The following is a 14136-nucleotide window of genomic DNA, read 5'->3' as shown; positions in this document are numbered from 1 at the left end:
ATATGTCTCACTTAATCGCTGGCAGTTATTTACAGTCCTACTTTTAAGCAAGTCAGTACTAATCAGTTTTTTAAACAAAGGAAGATTACAACACAATTCTCACTTCACTACTATCCTTTTAATCAACTTATTGGCTGTCTTTTTTTCTTCTACCTCTATTATGTATATTCCTTTACTTAGTGATGAAAAATCAACTTGTAACTCCCCTGATCTCCTAGCACTTACTACCTCACTAATTTTTTTACCAGAAATATCCAGTATTGATATGTGGAATTGCTGTAAACTAATATTGGTTTTAATAGTCACAAAATTATCAGTTGGATTAGGATACACAGTAAAAGCTACCTCTTTTTTTATCTCTTCTTCCTGAGTGGAAAGGATATTAGGAGTATATTTAATAAATGTAATTGCATTTGATTCATTATATCCTACTACTACCGCACCATCAATCTCTACCATAGCTGACAGAAACCCTGATATAGTTCCACCTCCCAGAATATTATTAGTAATTTGATCCCAGTCATTGGTAATTCTATTAAAAACATAAAACGCATTATTACCATTATCCGGATCAAAAACATTAATATAAAGATCACCAACTGCTGTTCTTAAAAATCCAACAGGCCGGATCACCGAATCAGAAAAACTGGGTATTGTTTCTCCCAATTGGGTAAAATCAGAACCGTCATAATGAACCACAGAAACTCCATTGGTTGAATTGTGACTTGTAACATAAATTTCATCTGATGATATTACATCAATATCCACAGTGTTAACAATATCTGACCCACGATAGAGTTCATCCCAGGAATTAGTGGTTTCATTAAAAATTACTACACTGACCCTATTACCGGTACTCGGATCTCTGTAAACCACATAAATAGCCCCTTCTTCATCAATGCCTATCCCCGATGATGAACCTCCAGAAATATTTTCAACTATAGCCGGTAATGTAGTCCATTGGGTACCATCCCATCGTTCTACAGTAATATCGATGAGATTATGAGAATAATAAAGATCTCCTGTTGTAGGATCTTGAACAGGTTTGATATCACTCCCTGCATTACGACCTGTAAAATCAGGCTGTACTCCAAAAGGAATTATTTCCCCATCAGGCTCTATAGTATATACAAAATGACCATCATTCGTATCTTTATCCCCTACGGCAATAACACTCCCATCTTTCTGACCGATTACTCCTTGAGGGAATGCCACTATTGAAGCCATTGAGTTATCATTATCAATCACTATATCCCAGGCATTATTTAATGGATCATATCTCAATAAATCAAAATTCCTGCTTGAGGGTTGCCCAACCGGTACTCCTCTTTGTATATATGCATATATGTTATTGTTACTATCCAGATACAAATCCTTAACCAGAGGTATATCCCAATTATTGGGGTTAAACATTCTTTTTCCTAGCACTTCTAAAGTCTGTGAGACCCCAGACCCTAAAATCATTAAAAAAAATAGAGAGAATAAACGAGTTTTCATTTGTGTAAATATTATTAGGTTTATTGAATTTCTAATCAAATATCTGTGTTTAACAAAATATTCTCATCTGTTAGTATTCTTATATAAAGAGAAATACTATTCCTTGATCCTTAGTTTGCTTACACAACGTGTTTATAAAGTATAACAACTATCTTAAGAATTACCCTAAAAAAAAATTCATTATTTTCAAAAACTATGATTTTTTGTAAAGACATTTTTCTACCATCGTAGATCATGGATCGGATTGTCATTTTTTTTAGATAATATTTTTACAATCTTGCACAAGATGCTGATAAAATAGAAAAACCAGAGAAGTACCTTCTTGATATTTTGCTTTTTTTTGTACTTTGCTTATCAATGAACAAAATAGTTTTCTTTTTAGTATTATTTAGCACGCTAACTACTATATCTGCCCAACAGGATCTTATTATAAAAGATTCTATTTCTCTAAAAGCAGATAGATTTCTGGGCATTGATTCTTTTGGTGCTATTTATTACAGTAAAGGAGATATTTTTTATAAAAAATGGAATGATCACGAATGGCAATTTGGTGATTTTATTTTAGGAAAACTCACATCCGTTTCTATCCGTAATCCATTAAAAATTATTTTATTCTATGAATCCTCAAACACGGTGGTTCTTGTAGATAAATATCTTTCAGAAATTAAAAGAATTAATTTTAATACTATTGCAGATTTTAAGGCAGTGACCCGAGTTTCAGCTGCAAATGATAATAATCTTTGGATCTTTGACAGTAATACACAGTTATTAGAGGTTTTTGATACCGATTCTGATAAAACATTGGCTACTACTCAGCCTATTAATGAAATTCCAATTGTACAAAGGGGGAATTTTAACTATTGTTGGATACTTACACCCACAAAGCTTTTCAGATACAATATTTACGGTAGCCTTCTAGATACTATTGAAAATAAAGAGTTTTTGGATATTAAAATTATAAATGATGATTTGATTATGCATAAAGATGATGGGATATATTATTTATCAATTGCACATCAAGAAATAGAAAAAATAAATCTTCCTCAAATTCCTGTAAAACAGTTTTATGTTACTAATGAAATCCTTTATATTTACCACCAAAGTAAGATTTACAGTTTTGAATTAATACCCCAAAAAAAATAATTTACATATGCATGTAGCCATTGCAGGAAATATTGGTGCCGGAAAAACAACATTAACTAAATTATTAGCTAAGCATTATAGATGGGAACCTCAGTTTGAAGATGTGCTGGAAAATCCATATTTAGAGGATTTCTATAATAAAATGGAACGTTGGTCTTTTAACCTGCAAATTTATTTCTTGAATAGTCGTTTTAGACAAATTCTTGAGATCCGAGAGAGTGGAAAAGATATTATACAAGATAGAACGATTTATGAAGATGCTTATATTTTTGCACCAAACCTTCATGCTATGGGGTTAATGACCAATCGTGATTTTGAAAATTATAAATCACTTTTTGATTTAATGGAAAGTGTCGTAGAAGGTCCTGATTTATTAATTTATCTTAGAAGCAGCATTCCTAATTTAGTAGCTCAAATACATAAAAGAGGAAGGGAATATGAAAATACAATTAGTATTGATTATTTAAGTAGGCTGAATGAAAGATATGAAGCCTGGGCTCATGGATATGACAAAGGTAATTTATTAATTGTTGATGTAGATCATCTTAATTTTGTAGACAATCCTGAAGATCTGGGTACTATTATAAATCGTATTGACGCTGAGTTAAATGGTTTATTTCAAGAATGATTATAGTCTATATAATTTGAATTGATCTAAAGACCTTATCCTGACTAATCATAAAAAAGACCTTTCGATCAAGAAAGGTCTTTTACTTACATAAGTTATAATCCAAGATAACTTATTAAGTCTGTTGTTCACCCTCTGTTTTAGTTTCCTGACTGTCTTCTTTGACAGCAGCCTTATCCAGAGCGTTATCTTTTTGTGCTTCAGCTTCTTTTACTGCTTGTTCTACTTCTTTTTCTATCTCAGCAGCTTCTTTCACAGCTTCTTCTGCGGTATTCTCTACTTCGTTTTGAACTTCGCTAGTTGGCTCTACAGGTGTTTCTGTCTCTTTGCTCGTATCTCTGCAAGAAACAAATACTACATTTAAAGTAAACAAAAACGCGACTGCTAAAATTACTTTTTTCATAATATGAAAATTTTTGTTTGTTATTATGTGGCTATAACGGTGTTCTAATCTCACTATTTCTATTACCTTGGTAATGTTTTCACAAAAAACCTTAATTTTTTTAACACAATGAATTTCAATGATTTATTTCAATTCCTTTCAGAACTACAACAAAACAACAATAAAGAATGGATGGATATTAATCGAAAATGGTATCAAACAGTTCGTAGCTTTTTCATTGATTGGTTAGATAATTTGGATGCAAAACTTGCTACCATTGATCCTGACTATTACCCGACATCAGGGAAAAAAGGAATCAATCGCATTAATAACAATTTACTTTTTCACCCTAACAAACCTGTTTATAAAAATCACTTTGCCGCAGGATTGGATCAACGTTCCAAACAAGGAGATTTTTATATCCAGATAGGCATCGATGATTGTGAACTGGCGGGTGGATACTGGAAACCTGCTCCTAATATTCTAAATAGTATAAGAGAAGCAATTGATTATAATGGTGAAGAACTGGTGACTATACTAAACAAAAAGAGTTTTCAAAAAACTTTTGGAGGATTGTTATCAGATAAAGATATGCTAAAAAAAGCTCCAAAAGGGTATGCAATGAATCATCAGCACATCAATTTACTTCGTCTTAAAACCATAGCTGTCATCCGTCCAGTGACAAAAGAAGAAGTACTGGATACTAATTTTGAAGAAAAAGTTATTGAAGTCTACAAAGAAATGCTTCCTTTTAGAAGATATCTAAATCAGGCAGTCACAGTTTAATACCATTCATCAGTTGAATTATAAGATAAGTATTGAGAAAATACTATTCTTTTTTACTATCTAATATTGCTACGAAATACTTAATAATAGTATTTGTTGCTCCGGTATTGCTATTAATAAAATGTCCAGATATCATGCCTGTTTGCTCTCTGAATTTTTTATCCTCTAATAATCTATTCATAATTACAGTAAATTCTGCAGCAGTAGAAACAGAAAATAATCCAGCAAGTTTTTGCAATTGTTGAGCTTCTCTAAATTTCTCAAAATGCTGACCTATGACAATAGGAATTCCAAAAGTTGCCGGTTCCAGGATATTATGCAAGCCAGAAGTTCCCATAGCCCCCCCTACATAAGCAATATCGGCATAACTATATATTCGTGACAAATACCCAATAGTATTCATAACAAACACCTGGTAATCTGTTATGTTTCCCCCTTTCTTTTCTGAAAATAAAATGGTTTTTTGTTTTAATTTTTGCTTTAGCACATTGATACCAGCATCTTTAATCTCATGGGGCGCAATGATAAAACACACTTCTTCTGATGCATTATTTATAAAATCTATAAAAACATCCTCATCCTCTGCCCAGGAACTTCCAACCACAATACAACGTCTATGATTTATAAATTCTGAAATAAAATCTACCCGATTGTCCATCTCTATTTGTCGAGACACCCGATCAAATCGAGTATCACCACTAATTGTTACATTATCAAAACCGGCTTGATTCAATAACTCTTCAGAAATCGAATCCTGAACAAAAAAATGATCAATCGTTTTTAATGCATTCTTCATAAAACCTCCATACCATCTAAAAAAAGACTGATTTTCTCTAAAAACAGCCGACACAATAGTAATAGGGATATTTTTTCTTTGTAATTCTCTGAGGTAATTTGGCCAAAATTCATATTTTATAAAAACGGCAAGTTCAGGATCAACTAACTTTATAAATCTTCGTGCATTTAATTTAGTATCTAATGGTAGATAGACAATAAGATCTGCTAATTGGCTATGTTTCTTTACCTCATAACCAGAAGGAGAAAAAAATGTAACCAATAATTTATAACTCGGATATTTCTCCTTAAGCACCTCCATTAGAGGAACACCTTGCTCATACTCTCCCAAAGAAGCACAATGAAACCAAAGAACCTGATCTTCAGAATGTATATTGCTCGCAAGTATATCAAAGACATTTTTTCTTCCATTAACAAATAATGCAAGTTTTGGACTTAATCGTCCAATAACAGGAAGCAATCTATTGAAGAGAGTAATTAAGATAGTATATAAGAGACCCAAAAGTAATCATTTTATGTGCAGCTAAAATACAGTTCTTTATGCTATTTCCCTATTTCAAAAAAAGCAGTTCATAAAATATTCAGAAATATTTTTTATCTTTTATACTACGAATCCTGTAAACACATTCCTGAAGGGACAATAAGCTTTTGTAATCTTCAATTTATTAAGGTAAAAATAATAATTTTATAACTGTCAAATTTAGGATACAATAAGCTTAGCAGTGTCTCTAATTTAAAGAAATGCAATAAAAACACATCAAAAGTGATGATCACATTGCCAATCGTATCATAATTTTGTACTTTCGTCGAGTCACAAAACATGTTTAATGAGGAAGATTCAAATGGTTGACTTAAAAGGTCAATATGAGCATATAAAAGAACGTATAGACACCTCTATCTCAGAAGTTATAAACGCTACCGCTTTTATTAATGGTCCAGAAGTACACAGCTTACAGAAAGAATTAGAAGAATACTTAGATATAAAACATGTAATCCCCTGTGCCAATGGTACGGATGCATTGCAGATTGCCATGATGGGACTTGGACTAAAACCGGGTGATGAAGTAATTACTGCAGACTTTACATTTGCTGCTACTGTAGAAGTAATTGCATTATTAAAACTAACACCTGTATTGGTAGATGTAGAACTCGATTCTTTTAATATTAATCCTGATGCTATTCGCAAAGCAATTACCCCTAATACAAAAGCTATTGTTCCTGTTCATTTGTTTGGTCAGGCGGCCAATATGGCTGCTATCATGGAAATTGCCAATGAGCATGGCTTATATGTTATAGAAGATAATGCACAAGGTATTGGTGCCAGTTATAAATTTGCGGACGGAAAAGGAGCTAAAACCGGAACTATTGGTCATGTATCATCTACTTCTTTTTTCCCTTCCAAAAATTTAGGTTGTTATGGAGATGGTGGAGCTATTTTTACTAATGATGATGATCTGGCGCATACGATAAGAGGTATTGTTAACCACGGAATGTATAAGCGATACCACCATGATGTAGTAGGTGTAAATTCTAGATTAGATTCTATACAAGCTGCAGTTCTTAGAGCAAAACTACCACATCTGGATCAGTATAATAATGCCAGAAGAGAAGCTGCCAGAAAATATAATGAAGCTTTTAAAGGTGTTGATCGTATTATTATACCAAAAGTAAAAGGCAATAATTGTGAAACTAATGAAACCATAATTTGTGACACTTGTAATTGTCATGTATTTCATCAATATACATTGCGCGTAGTAAATACTAATCGTGATGCTTTGGTAAAGCATCTTAATGCCCAGGGAATTCCTTGTGGTGTATATTATCCAATTCCTTTGCATAAACAAAAAGCCTATATGGATGCTCGATATGATGAAGCTGATTTCCCTATTACAAATCAATTGATAAAAGAAGTAATTTCTTTACCAATGCATACAGAATTAGACACTGAACAAATTGATTTTATCACAAAAACTGTTATTGATTTTGTGATTCAATAATACGATATGCTTATTCACTTAAAACTAGGGTTGGTAATCTTATTTTTAAGTTTAAAAAAAATATTTACCCCTTTAGTTTAATTAACTATAACCAATCAATACACATTTTCAATGGATTCACTTTGTATCTGTTATAATCTAGTCGATCATAATTTACCTGGAATTCCTCCGCTACCAGAAGCCTATATTGTCCCTATAACAAATAACCAATTAGGGTATGTAGAAAAACAAGCAACCCCAGACACGCTAAAAAGTTTTGGGATACCCTACTTAGAGACATCTCATGAACAACTCTTAGATATATGCGCTATCCTAAAACCGGTTATGCTAGAACAACGTTTCAGACCGGCAAAAAAAAGAAAAAACTTTGGGCTTGCCGATATTATCAAAGATCCTCAAATGAAAGAAGTTGTGAGTAGCCATATTCATAAAAACTTATCCGTTTTTTATGAATTAGTGATTACTAATCAATATGCAATTAGCTATAATGCTCAAAGAAAAGATCCGTTTGAAGATCACAGGCTTTCTACAAACAACAACACACTAACCCCCATATTAGAGTTTACAAAAACAGAAGAAGGAATTGATTATTCATTTTCTTTAAAAGATAATGAAAAGGTCATTATCCCACAAAATCACGATATCCAAATATTATTGAACGAACCTTCTTGTATTACAATAGGTACGCATGTTCATCATATAGAAAACCTGAATGCTAATAAATTAAAGCCTTTTTTTAGTAAAGAAAAAATTACCATCGCCAAAAAACACATAAAGACATATCTGGATAAAGTCATTATCCCTGTTATTAAAAATGTAGATGTTGTAGCTAATGGTTTTGAAATACGTATTTACAAAAACATCGTTTCTTATGAGATTGAAATCATTCAGGATTTTATAAAAGAAAATTATGTAGCAAAAGTTGTGTTTCACTATGAGCAAGCTTCTTTTGATTTTAACAGTGCCAAAAACACTTCTTCTAATGTAAATTTTGGGGCTCAGGAAGAAATCCAAATTACACAAACCAAAAGAGATCACGATGCAGAAAAAGAAATAATTTCTCTTCTGGAATCCAAAGGATTAGCAGTAAATAACAATCTCTTCTTAGAAATTGAAACATCAGAAGATCCTCTGGCTATTTTTAATTGGGTGCAACAAAACTATAAACAACTGGAAGGTGAAGGTTTTAAGATAATGCTTCCTTCATTAGAAGATAGAACTATAAATCTAGATTCACATCAGATTAAAATTCAAAACAAAAAAAAAACGACTGGTTTGACATCAAGGGAATAGTAACTATAGGATCGTTAGAAATTCCTTTCTCCAGATTTATAAAAAACATAAAAAGCAATAACCGTTTCTATCGGATTGATGATACACACGTTTTTATCATTCCGATAACCTGGATGAGTCGCTATAAAAAACTTGCAGATTTTGGAAAAGTAGAAAACAACAGTATACAAGTCCCCAAAAGTAATTATACTATACTCCAGGATATCGTTCCTCCAGAAGAACTTGTAATACATGAAAATACGAGCCTGGAGTATCGACAATCAACTAGATTAAAAGCTTCGTTAAGACCCTACCAGGAAGCAGGTGTAAAATGGCTTATAAAACACTACCAAAACCAACTCGGTGCTTGTCTTGCAGATGATATGGGATTAGGGAAGACATTACAGACAATTGCTGTATTAGATTTTGCAAAAGAACAGCTCTCTCCAGAAGAAGGTGAAGTAAAAAAAGTACGACTGGACCTGTTTAGCGACCCGCTGGAAATAAAAACGTACTTAAAAGCGCTCATCGTTTTACCATCATCATTGGTATTTAACTGGGCGCAGGAAATCATAAAATTTGCGCCTCATCTAAATATTGTAAAATACACCGGGGCTGATCGTAAAAAAACAGCACCATATATCGAAACTTATGATATCATTCTTACCACCTATGCTACGGTATCCAGAGATATAAATATTCTAAAGAAGACCACGTTTTCATACCTAATAACTGATGAAAGTCAGCAAATCAAAAATAAGGAATCAAAAATATTTCAAGCAATCAATAGTATCTCCGCAATTCATAAAATTTCACTAAGTGGTACACCTATAGAAAATTCCTTGGCAGACCTATGGTCACAGATGGAATTTATTAATCCGGGGATGTTAGGTAGTTTTTCATTTTTTAAAGATCATTTTAAAATCCCTATAGAAAAACATCAGAATTTAGAGCGAATCTCTGAGTTAAAAACATTAATCGAACCATTCATCCTGAGAAGAACCAAAGAACAAGTAGCAAAAGATTTACCTGAGTTATCAGAACAAATTATTTATACTGAAATGTTAGCTGCACAAGAAAAAGAATATGAATCCCAAAAATCAGCCGCCAGAAATCTATTGCTAGGTATCGATCCGGTTTCTACAAATAAGATTCATATTATGAACACATTGACAAAATTACGTCAGTTAGCCAATCATCCCAAATTACTAAACATAGCTTCAGAAGATCCATCTGGTAAATTTCAGGATGTCACCTCCTATCTAAATACACTGGTACGATCTCATAAAAAAGTACTCATATTTAGCTCTTTTGTATCTCATCTGGGCATCTATCAGGAATGGTGTACCAGTAATAACATTTCTTTCCTTACCTTAACAGGTAAAGTTCAGAGCTCTGATCGAGAAGCTATCGTAAATGAATTTCAGGAAAATGATGCTATTCCCTTATTTTTTATCTCTCTAAAAGCAGGTGGGGTTGGTCTTAATCTTACCAAGGCATCTTATGTAGTTTTATTAGATCCCTGGTGGAACCCTTTTATAGAAAAACAAGCAATTGCGCGATCACATCGTATCGGTCAGACTAATAATGTTATGGTTTCTCGTTTTATCACTAAAAATACAATTGAAGAAAAAATAGTACAGTTACAAAAACGAAAAAAACATTTGTCTGATGAAATAATCTCGAAAGATGCCATTCCTGATTATATTAAAATAGAAAATGACCTGAATGAATTATTAAAGTAATTTATCAATACAGCTCCTCTTGAGTAATGATTCTAAAATCAGTATGTATACTCAAAAAAACAATGATCGATTTTTAAATTATTTCATTTTGAATTATATTACTAACTTAGTCACGCAACAACTTTATATAATTCAAGGGCTTATGAAATTTTTTTACACGCTAATTTTTGCATTAATTAGTACGACTATTCTATCGCAAAACACATATCTACATTGTGGAAAATTAATAGATACTAAAACAGGAACGATACTAACCGAAAAAACTGTGGTAGTCTCTGGCAACAAAATTATAAAAGTCGAGAGCGGTTATCTGGATGGAAATCCCGATGACATTACCATTAATCTTAAAAACAAAACGGTGATGCCAGGATTAATAGATATGCATGTTCATTTGGAACAGGAGACGAACCCAAATGCTTATTTAGAGAAATATACTGCAAGCGAAGCTGATGTAGCTTACAATTCTGTAGGATTTGCAGAGGCAACACTCCTGGCAGGGTTTACTACCGTCAGAGATCTTGGCGGCAGTGGTGTAAATATATCCTTAAAAAAGGCTATTAATAAAGGGAGGATTGACGGTCCACGTATTTTTACTGCAGGTAAATCACTGGCTACTACAGGAGGGCATGCTGATCCTACTAATGGTAATAAAAGATCTGAAATTGGTGATCCGGGGCCAAAAGATGGTGTTGTAAATAGTATTGAAGATGCTAAAAAAGCTGTTCGTCAACGTTATAAAAATGGAGCAGATTTGATCAAAATTACAGCTACAGGAGGCGTATTAAGCGTTGCCAAAAGTAGTTCTAATCCTCAGTTTACAGTAGAGGAGATCAAAGAAATTACAAAAACTGCTAAAGATTATGGGTTTCATGTAGCCGCACACGCCCATGGTGATGAAGGAATGCAGCGTGCAATTTTGGGAGGTGTAAAAACAATAGAGCACGGAACTCTTATGAGTACCAAGACCATGGATCTTATGAAAAAGTATAAGGCATATCTTGTTCCAACTATTACTGCCGGAAAAGAAGTTACAGAAAAAGCGGCAATCGATGGGTATTATCCAGCGATTATAGTTCCCAAAGCACTAGAAATTGGTCCTCAGATACAAAATACTTTTAGCAAAGCCTTTAAGCGTGGAGTACGTATTGCTTTTGGCACAGATGCAGGAGTATTTAAGCACGGACAAAATGCAAAAGAATTTGCATATATGGTAGAAGCAGGCATGCCGGCAATGACCACGATACAATGTGCCACGATTGTAAATGCCAAAATACTCAATATGAGAACTCAGCTAGGACAAATTGCTCCAGACTTTTTTGCAGACATTGTAGCTGTAAACGAAGATCCTACTAAAGATATTTCTACTATGGAAAATGTAGTGTTCGTTATGAAAGATGGAAAAGTGTTTAAGCAGTAAACTATCTCGGAGCAAGTCCATCAGGCATTTATTGAAAAAAAAAATCGATTTCGAGACAAGCCTCTGAGTATTTAAATCTCGATGATCGTGCAAAATCATCTCAAATTAATAAAGAAACACTATTTTTAGTGCTATTTCTTTATCTATTTATATATAAGTATCCAGCTTTATCTTTTGCTCCTTCGATTTTTAAAACATAATAGTATGTACCTTCTGGCAACTCTGTCTTTTGAGAAATAGTCGCTCTACCTTCAGAAATACCTGCGAAATTTTGATTCTCATGGTACGCCTGTTTCTGAAAAACCAATACTCCCCATCTGTTATAAATCATTAGTTCATTTTCTGGAAATTTTGCTAGCCCTTGAATTGTAAAAGTATCATTAAAACCATCTCCATTAGGAGATACCGCAGTAAAAATCTCTAAATCACCATCTAACAATCTGGTAGAAGATCCAAAAGTCAATACCTCATACTCATCCGGGATAATCACATCAGAAGTAATCTCTCCCTGATCCGTATTTCCAGTAAAATTAGTGTTTCCTAAATTTACCCATTTTTTTAATTCTTTATGCCACCCTACAACTCTTAAATCTTCTAGATTATTAACCAAAGTAGGTATATTACTATTCGAATCCCAGGTCAGAGAAACTCTTGTTTCTTGAGTACCATCCAAATCCCAAAATTCAAAAACACTAACTCCAAATAAGAAATCATCAAAAGCATTCGTATCAAAACTTTCTACAAAAAAATTAGGCGTATTTGGATTTTCAAAAAAGTAAGCAGCTCTGGATGTACTAACTGCTGCACTTTCAATTTTGATAGGTCTTATTCTAAAATCATCTCCTACAGGAAAAGAAAAATCTAATTCCCCGGTCATTGATGCATATCCATCAATATATCGGTCATTACTCTCTCCTAAATAGGGAGTATCACCTATATACATTAAGGAAATATCTTTTTGATCTCTTGGCGTAAATACTTTGCCATTAATAAATTCCTGAAAGTTTACAACTCCAACACCTACTTCTAAGAACATATCTTCTATAACATCAATCTCTATGTCATAAAATACTGGTGATTTAGTCCCGGATACCAAAAGACTACCGTCATTATAAAAACCAACTTTTCCCAGGTTATTATCAAAATCTCCATCATTCGTAACATCTATATGAAAACCAATTTGTCCCTTACCATGAATTTGAACATCTCCGAAATTATGAAAAGCTTCTTGTGAACATACTACCCCAGTCATTATTATTGTAATTAAAGTAGTTGTTATATTTCTTACTGTTGACATCCTTATTATGTTTTTGGCATTTATTTACCGTAAAGATATATGAGGAAAGACCTTATATTTGGTAATATTAGATAAGCAGGAAGCATATATAGATAAATGAATATTTTAATGCGTTAAATGGTTTTAACGAAGATTAGAACTAATAAACATCGGTGAATGGAAGTAATTAAGAGATAAGCTGATCATACCAATTCTAAAAAGCATAGTCATTGAACTCATTTAATAGAAATATAAAAAAAGAATAAATAGATCGTTAAAAATAATTTGCCAGTATCTTAGTACATGTTTCATCAAATAACTATCTCATGAATGCTCGAACTATAAAAATAATAACGTTGCTTCTTTTTATAACTCAGGTAATATTAGGACAAGAATCAAATCTTTCAATATTCAAAAACCTGGTAGGAAAAGAGTGGAAAGCAGAAGGGAAATGGAGTGATGGGAGTAAGTTCAAACAAGAAACAATCTTCACGTTTGATCTAAATAACACAATAATCATTGCAAAATCTAAAGGATTCATAGATAAAAAACAAAGTAAATATGGCTGGCGTAATCACGGAATCAGAAAATTCGATAGTAAAACAAAAACAATTAAATTCTGGGAGTTTGATGTTTTTGGCGGACTTACTCAAGGAGAAGTAATAATTAATGATAAAAACATGTTTTATCAATATCAATATGGTGAATCACTTGTTACGGATATGTGGGAATATGTTGATGACTATACTTATAACTTTAAAGTGGGGAATTATCGTGATGGGGTCTGGAAAGAACTATATCTTGAAACTCAATTCAAAGCAGAAAAAAATATTAATAGTGGCAGATAACAAGTCTGTTTTATAAAACTACATTGACGAGATACCATTTTTAGAAAGACATCACAGTTAATCTCATAAAAAAACTAACAGTATATGTATAAAAACTAAAACTTAAAAGAATCATCTTTTAATACCAATTTAAGTATAAATATCGCAGTAAAGTTGATGTTCTTTTAAAGTCTAAACACTGTGACTAGATTGTATGAGAGTGTAAATATAACCTTGTCTGAACACTAAATTTTTAATTTACACATTATTCAGATAAGATGACAAATACAGAACAACAAGAACTAGAGAAGAAAGCTCTTGAACAATTTATGAGCGGCAAGAGTTTATTTGGCAAAGATGGCGCATTTGCA

General features: G+C 32.6%; 12 protein-coding genes. 8 read left to right on the top strand and 4 right to left on the bottom strand.

Annotation, left to right across the window (positions count from 1 at the left end):
• Positions 1 to 99: 99 nt before the first annotated feature.
• The gene (locus tag F0000_RS15725) at positions 100 to 1497 is read right to left on the bottom strand and encodes a T9SS type A sorting domain-containing protein (protein WP_149625686.1); all 1398 of its coding nucleotides are present in this window, start codon (positions 1495 to 1497) and stop codon (positions 100 to 102) included.
• A 357-nt stretch (positions 1498 to 1854) separates the two neighbouring features.
• Between F0000_RS15725 and F0000_RS15720 the strand changes: the two genes are divergently transcribed.
• Both F0000_RS15720 and F0000_RS15715 read left to right on the top strand, forming a co-directional pair.
• On the top strand, positions 1855 to 2640 hold the full coding sequence (locus F0000_RS15720; RefSeq protein ID WP_149625685.1) for a hypothetical protein: 786 nt from the start codon (positions 1855 to 1857) through the stop codon (positions 2638 to 2640).
• A gap of 7 nt (positions 2641 to 2647) precedes the next feature.
• Entirely contained in the window at positions 2648 to 3268 is a 621-nt protein-coding gene (locus F0000_RS15715) for a deoxynucleoside kinase (RefSeq protein ID WP_149625684.1), read from the top strand.
• Between the two features lie 115 nt (positions 3269 to 3383).
• Here F0000_RS15715 and F0000_RS15710 read toward each other — a convergent pair whose 3' ends face one another.
• Positions 3384 to 3671: a hypothetical protein gene (locus F0000_RS15710; protein ID WP_149625683.1), complete on the bottom strand. Its 288-nt coding sequence runs from the start codon at positions 3669 to 3671 to the stop codon at positions 3384 to 3386.
• Positions 3672 to 3779: 108 nt separating this feature from the next.
• On the opposite strand from F0000_RS15710, the gene F0000_RS15705 reads away from it, so the two are divergent.
• Positions 3780 to 4436: a DUF2461 domain-containing protein gene (locus F0000_RS15705; RefSeq protein WP_149625682.1), complete on the top strand. Its 657-nt coding sequence runs from the start codon at positions 3780 to 3782 to the stop codon at positions 4434 to 4436.
• Positions 4437 to 4479: 43 nt separating this feature from the next.
• Here the strand turns inward: F0000_RS15705 and F0000_RS15700 are convergent, their stop codons facing one another.
• Entirely contained in the window at positions 4480 to 5733 is a 1254-nt protein-coding gene (locus F0000_RS15700; RefSeq protein WP_149625681.1) for a 3-deoxy-D-manno-octulosonic acid transferase, read from the bottom strand.
• 325 nt (positions 5734 to 6058) lie between these two features.
• Here F0000_RS15700 and F0000_RS15695 point away from each other — a divergent pair, with 325 nt between their 5' ends.
• The 4 genes from F0000_RS15695 (at position 6059) to F0000_RS15680 (ending at position 11662) form a co-directional block, all read left to right on the top strand.
• On the top strand, positions 6059 to 7228 hold the full coding sequence (locus tag F0000_RS15695) for a DegT/DnrJ/EryC1/StrS aminotransferase family protein (protein ID WP_149625680.1): 1170 nt from the start codon (positions 6059 to 6061) through the stop codon (positions 7226 to 7228).
• Positions 7229 to 7339: 111 nt separating this feature from the next.
• On the top strand, positions 7340 to 8521 hold the full coding sequence (locus tag F0000_RS15690) for a hypothetical protein (protein WP_149625679.1): 1182 nt from the start codon (positions 7340 to 7342) through the stop codon (positions 8519 to 8521).
• A gap of 113 nt (positions 8522 to 8634) precedes the next feature.
• On the top strand, positions 8635 to 10245 hold the full coding sequence (locus tag F0000_RS15685) for a DEAD/DEAH box helicase (protein ID WP_149625678.1): 1611 nt from the start codon (positions 8635 to 8637) through the stop codon (positions 10243 to 10245).
• Positions 10246 to 10387: 142 nt separating this feature from the next.
• Positions 10388 to 11662, top strand: coding sequence for an amidohydrolase family protein (locus tag F0000_RS15680; RefSeq protein WP_149625677.1), 1275 nt, complete (start codon positions 10388 to 10390; stop codon positions 11660 to 11662).
• A gap of 139 nt (positions 11663 to 11801) precedes the next feature.
• Here the strand turns inward: F0000_RS15680 and F0000_RS15675 are convergent, their stop codons facing one another.
• Positions 11802 to 12959, bottom strand: a complete 1158-nt coding sequence (locus F0000_RS15675; RefSeq protein ID WP_149625676.1) for a gliding motility-associated C-terminal domain-containing protein — start codon at positions 12957 to 12959, stop codon at positions 11802 to 11804.
• Positions 12960 to 13264: 305 nt separating this feature from the next.
• Between F0000_RS15675 and F0000_RS15670 the strand changes: the two genes are divergently transcribed.
• Positions 13265 to 13786, top strand: coding sequence for a hypothetical protein (locus F0000_RS15670; RefSeq protein WP_149625675.1), 522 nt, complete (start codon positions 13265 to 13267; stop codon positions 13784 to 13786).
• Positions 13787 to 14136 lie beyond the last annotated feature (350 nt).

This window comes from Aquimarina sp. RZ0 (assembly GCF_008370685.1).
Lineage (GTDB): Bacteria > Bacteroidota > Bacteroidia > Flavobacteriales > Flavobacteriaceae > Aquimarina.
Note: the sequence above shows the minus strand (reverse complement) of the source record. Positions and strands in the feature narration are given on the sequence as shown.

Excerpts from the sequence above, each read along its gene's own strand:
- F0000_RS15725 (WP_149625686.1), bottom strand. The coding sequence starts at position 1,497 with ATGAAAACTCGTTTATTCTCTCTATTTTTTTTAATGATTTTAGGGTCT.
- F0000_RS15720 (WP_149625685.1), top strand. The coding sequence starts at position 1,855 with ATGAACAAAATAGTTTTCTTTTTAGTATTATTTAGCACGCTAACTACT.
- F0000_RS15715 (WP_149625684.1), top strand. The coding sequence starts at position 2,648 with ATGCATGTAGCCATTGCAGGAAATATTGGTGCCGGAAAAACAACATTA.
- F0000_RS15710 (WP_149625683.1), bottom strand. The coding sequence starts at position 3,671 with ATGAAAAAAGTAATTTTAGCAGTCGCGTTTTTGTTTACTTTAAATGTA.
- F0000_RS15705 (WP_149625682.1), top strand. The coding sequence starts at position 3,780 with ATGAATTTCAATGATTTATTTCAATTCCTTTCAGAACTACAACAAAAC.
- F0000_RS15695 (WP_149625680.1), top strand. The coding sequence starts at position 6,059 with ATGAGGAAGATTCAAATGGTTGACTTAAAAGGTCAATATGAGCATATA.
- F0000_RS15690 (WP_149625679.1), top strand. The coding sequence starts at position 7,340 with ATGGATTCACTTTGTATCTGTTATAATCTAGTCGATCATAATTTACCT.
- F0000_RS15685 (WP_149625678.1), top strand. The coding sequence starts at position 8,635 with ATGAGTCGCTATAAAAAACTTGCAGATTTTGGAAAAGTAGAAAACAAC.
- F0000_RS15680 (WP_149625677.1), top strand. The coding sequence starts at position 10,388 with ATGAAATTTTTTTACACGCTAATTTTTGCATTAATTAGTACGACTATT.
- F0000_RS15675 (WP_149625676.1), bottom strand. The coding sequence starts at position 12,959 with ATGTCAACAGTAAGAAATATAACAACTACTTTAATTACAATAATAATG.
- F0000_RS15670 (WP_149625675.1), top strand. The coding sequence starts at position 13,265 with ATGAATGCTCGAACTATAAAAATAATAACGTTGCTTCTTTTTATAACT.